This is a genomic window from Streptomyces sp. SID5910 (genome assembly GCF_009862125.1).
Taxonomy (GTDB): domain Bacteria; phylum Actinomycetota; class Actinomycetes; order Streptomycetales; family Streptomycetaceae; genus Streptomyces.
Map to the genome: position 1 here is coordinate 1 of NZ_WWHX01000600.1, position 4,021 is coordinate 4,021.

General features: G+C 74.5%; 4 protein-coding genes. 1 reads left to right on the forward strand and 3 read right to left on the reverse strand.

Features of this window, described 5'->3' with window-relative positions:
- The 3 genes from GTW67_RS20975 to GTW67_RS20985 form a co-directional block, all read right to left on the reverse strand.
- On the reverse strand, window positions 1-260 hold a 260-nt coding region (locus tag GTW67_RS20975; protein WP_346010705.1), incomplete at its 3' end, for a DUF6597 domain-containing transcriptional factor.
- 10 nt (window positions 261-270) lie between these two features.
- On the reverse strand, window positions 271-1,206 hold the full coding sequence (locus GTW67_RS20980) for an AraC family transcriptional regulator (RefSeq protein ID WP_161166342.1): 936 nt from the start codon (window positions 1,204-1,206) through the stop codon (window positions 271-273).
- Window positions 1,207-1,556: 350 nt separating this feature from the next.
- Window positions 1,557-2,696, reverse strand: a complete 1,140-nt coding sequence (locus GTW67_RS20985) for a YhjD/YihY/BrkB family envelope integrity protein (RefSeq protein WP_161166343.1) — start codon at window positions 2,694-2,696, stop codon at window positions 1,557-1,559.
- Between the two features lie 99 nt (window positions 2,697-2,795).
- Between GTW67_RS20985 and GTW67_RS20990 the strand changes: the two genes are divergently transcribed.
- Window positions 2,796-4,021: acyl-CoA dehydrogenase family protein (locus tag GTW67_RS20990; protein WP_161166344.1), on the forward strand; the 1,226-nt coding region annotated here is incomplete at its 3' end.

The window sequence follows — 4,021 nt, forward strand, 5'->3', positions numbered from 1 at the left end:
ACGCGCCGGTCGCGCAGTGCGTGCGCGGGGACGCCGAGGAGGGCGGGCGCGGTGCCGGGGTAGAAGCGGACGCCCGCCCAGGGGCCGGGCGAGCCGTCGGTGGCGTGGGCACGGGTGTCGGGGCCGGCGACCAGCAGGCGGCCGTCGTGCCACAGCAGGTCCATGCAGCCGTCGGGCAGGACACGTCCCGGGCCGTCCCCGGTGGGCGTGCTGGTCCACACCACCGCGCCGGGCAGCCGGGAGGCACGTTCCGCGTACACGCCGGCCAGGCTACGCCGCCCGGGTCCGGAACTCCTGCGGGCTGACGCCGTACACCCGCTTGAACGCGGTGGACAGGGCAAACGCGGTGCCGTAGCCGACCTGGCGCGCTATGGCGCCGAGGGTGTCGTCGGTGCCGCGCAGCCGGTCGGCGGCGAGGGCGAGGCGCCAGCCGGTGAGGTACGCCATCGGCGGCTCACCCACCAGGGCGGTGAAGCGCCGGGCGAGCGCGGTGCGGGAGACACCGGCCTTGGCGGCGAGGGACGCGACGGTCCAGGGGTGGGCCGGGTCGTCCTGGAGCAGCCGCAGCGCCCGGCCCACGACCGGGTCGCCCAGCGCCCGGTACCAGGCGGGCGCCTCGGCCCGCGGCCCGGCGAACCAGGCCCGCAGCGCGGCGATGACCAGCAGGTCGAGCAGGCGGTCGAGGACGACCTCCTGGCCGGGCTCGTCCCGCGTGACCTCGCTCATGAGCACGGGCGTCAGCGGGCAGTCCCACTCCTCGGCGGTGAGGGAGAGCAGCGGCGGCAGCGCGTCGAGCAGCCGGCCGCCGATCTCGCCGCGCGCCAGATAGGTGCCGATCAGCAGCACCGAGCCGCCGTCGGGCCGGCCGCCCCAGGTGCGTACGCCGAGGTCCATCGAGCCGTTCAGGGGGCGTCCGTCGGGGTAGGCGCACTCGCCGCCCGGCAGGATCAGCGCCTGGGGCGGCGTGGCGGGGTCGTCGGCGCAGGTGTAGGCGTCGGGCCCGCGCGCGATGGCCAGATCACCGGCCCGCAGCCGCACCCGCTCCCCCGTGTCCGGCACGACCCAGCTCTCGCCGCGCACCATGAGCATCACCGTCAGCGGCGCCCGGTCCTCGACACGCACGGCCCACGGCGGATCGAAACAGCCCCGGATCATGAACGCACCCCGGGCCCGGGGCCCCTCCAGCAGACCGGCGAGTGCGTCCATGACGGCACAGGGTAGACGCCGCGGCCCGGCCGGGGGCGAACGGCCACAAGGCCCAGCCTCTCGCCCGACCGAGTCGGAAGGCGGGGGGGCACCGGCCGGAGTCCAGAGGCGAAGCCCCGGACACACCCCGGGCCGGACCGGCCGCGCCACGACCGGACGGCCCACACCGGGGACGGAGGGCCACAAGGCCAGACCCGACCGAGGAGCACCCTGGCCCGGGCGGAGGGACCATGAGGCCCGGCCTCCTGCCCGACCGAGTCGGGTGGTGGGTGGGCAAAGGTCGGGGTCCAGGGGCGGAGCCCCTGGTACACCCGGAGGGCCGGACCGCCGCGGCAAACAGGGCCCCGTCGCTACGAAGCCTCCGGCTTGTTGTGGCCGTTGCCCTCCCCCGGCGGGCTCTTCGGGTGGGAGCGCAGGCGGGCCGTGACGTCCTCCGGGGGGAGGAACCGCGACCAGCGCTCCGGGAACTCGGACGGCATGTCGGGGTCCGCCTCGCCGCTCGCCGCGGCCCGGGCCACGTACTCGGCGACCTGCGCCTGCCGCAGCCGCTCGTTGGCCTCGCGGGCCGCGGCGGTGGCGGCGGCCGGCCAGACCCGGTCGATGGCCGCGTTGACCGCCGCCCCGACGAGCACGGCGAACGCGGACACACCGATCCACAGCAGCACGGCCACGGGCGCGGCGAGCGAGCCGTAGATGGTCGGGCCCTCGACGGTGCTGGTGAGGTAGATCCGCAGCAGGAAGCTGCCCAGCACCCACATCGCGAGGGCGACCAGCGCGCCGGGCACGTCCTCGATCCACGGGGACCGCACCGGCACCGACACGTGGTACAGCGTGGTCAGGAAGGCCACGGACAGGATGATCACGACCGGCCAGTACAGGACCTGCACGACGGTCGTCGACCAGGGCACGACCCGTACCACGGCGTCCGGCCCGGCCACCATCAGCGGCAGCGCGATCGACCCGATCAGCAGGGCCACGATGAACAGCAGGAAGGCCATCAGGCGGGTCTTGACGATCCCCCGCACCCCGTCGAGGCCGTACATCACGGTGATGGTGTCGATGAAGACGTTGACCGCGCGGGAGCCGGACCACAGGGCGAACAGGAAGCCGATGGAGATGACGTCGGGCCGGCCGCCCTTCATCACGTCGTCCAGGATCGGCTCGGTGATCTGCGTGACGCCCTTCTCGGAGAGCACCGCGCGCGAGGCGTCCAGGATGTTGGAGCGCAGGCTCTCGGTGGTGTCGGCGCCGATCCAGGAGTCGACGTAGCCGAGCAGTCCGAGCAGGCTCAGCAGCAGCGGCGGCACCGAGAGCAGCGTGAAGAACGCGGCCTCGGCGGCCAGGCCGAGGATGCGGTACTCCATGCACGAGTTCACCGTGTCCTTGAGCAGCAGCCAGGCGGTCCTGCGTTTGGAGACGTTCCGGTAGAGGACCCGGGCACGGTGGAGCCGGCCCGAGGGCCGTTCGGAAGATTCACTTGCTGGCTGCACGACCTAAAGGTATCCGCCGCGGACGCCCGCACTCATGCGCGGACCGCCCCGGGGACCGGCGGGGCCCGTGCCGTCCCCGGGCGCGGTAGGTTCGCCGTCATGGCAGGCAGCACCCACACCGTGACGAACCAGGCCCCGCCGCTGGCCGGCTACGACGTCTTCACCACCGACCGGGCCCTCGTGGCGGCCGTCGAACGGCACCTGGCACCGGAGCTGCACGAGGAGGCACGGGCCGAGCTGTCCGGTCTCGGGCGCAGCTGCGGCTCCGCCCAGGTGCTGGAGTGGGGCGCGCAGGCGAACGCGAACCCGCCGGTCCTGCGCACGCACGACCGCTACGGCCACCGGATCGACGAGGTCGACTTCCACCCCGCCTGGCACCGGCTGCTGGGCAAGGGCGTCTCGGCCGGCCTCACCGCGGCCTGGACCCGCCCGGGCGGGCACGTACGGCGGGCCGCCGGGTTCCTGCTGTGGACGCAGGCCGAGGCCGGCAACGGCTGCCCCCTGTCGATGACCCACGCGGCCGTGCCCGCCCTGCGTACCGACCCCGACCTCGCCGCCGAGTGGGAGCCGCGGCTGACCTCGCGGGTCTACGACCGCGAGCCGCGGCCGGCGCACCTCAAGGCCGGCGTGCTGTTCGGGATGGGCATGACGGAGAAGCAGGGCGGCAGCGACGTCCGGGCCAACACCACCGCGGCCCGGCCGCTCGCGGAGGACGGGACGTACGAGCTGACCGGGCACAAGTGGTTCTGCTCGGCGCCCATGTCCGACGGCTTCCTGGTGCTGGCGCAGGCCCCGGGCGGGCTCACCTGCTTCCTGGTGCCGCGCGTGCTGGCGGACGGCACCCGCAACGTGTTCCTGATCCAGCGGTTGAAGGACAAGCTGGGCAACCGGTCCAACGCCTCCGCCGAGGTCGAGTTCGCCGGGACCTGGGCGCGCCGGGTCGGCGAGGAGGGGGACGGGGTGCGCACCGTCATCGGCATGGTGGCGGCGACCCGGCTGGACTGCGTACTGGGGTCGGCGGGGCTGATGCGGCAGGCCGTCGCGCAGGCGGTGCACCACTGCGCCCACCGGGAGGCGTTCGGCGGCAAGCTGATCGACAAGCCGCTGATGCGCAACGTGCTGGCCGACCTCGCGATCGAGTCGGAGGCGGCGACCACGCTCGCGCTGCGGCTGGCGGCGGCGTACGACGACGGGGGCGAGCGGGAGCGGGCGCTGCTGAGGCTGGCGGTGCCGGCGGCGAAGTACTGGGTGACCAAGCGCTGTGCGCCGGTGGCGGTGGAGGCCGCCGAGTGCCTGGGCGGCAACGGCTACGTCGAGGAGTCCGG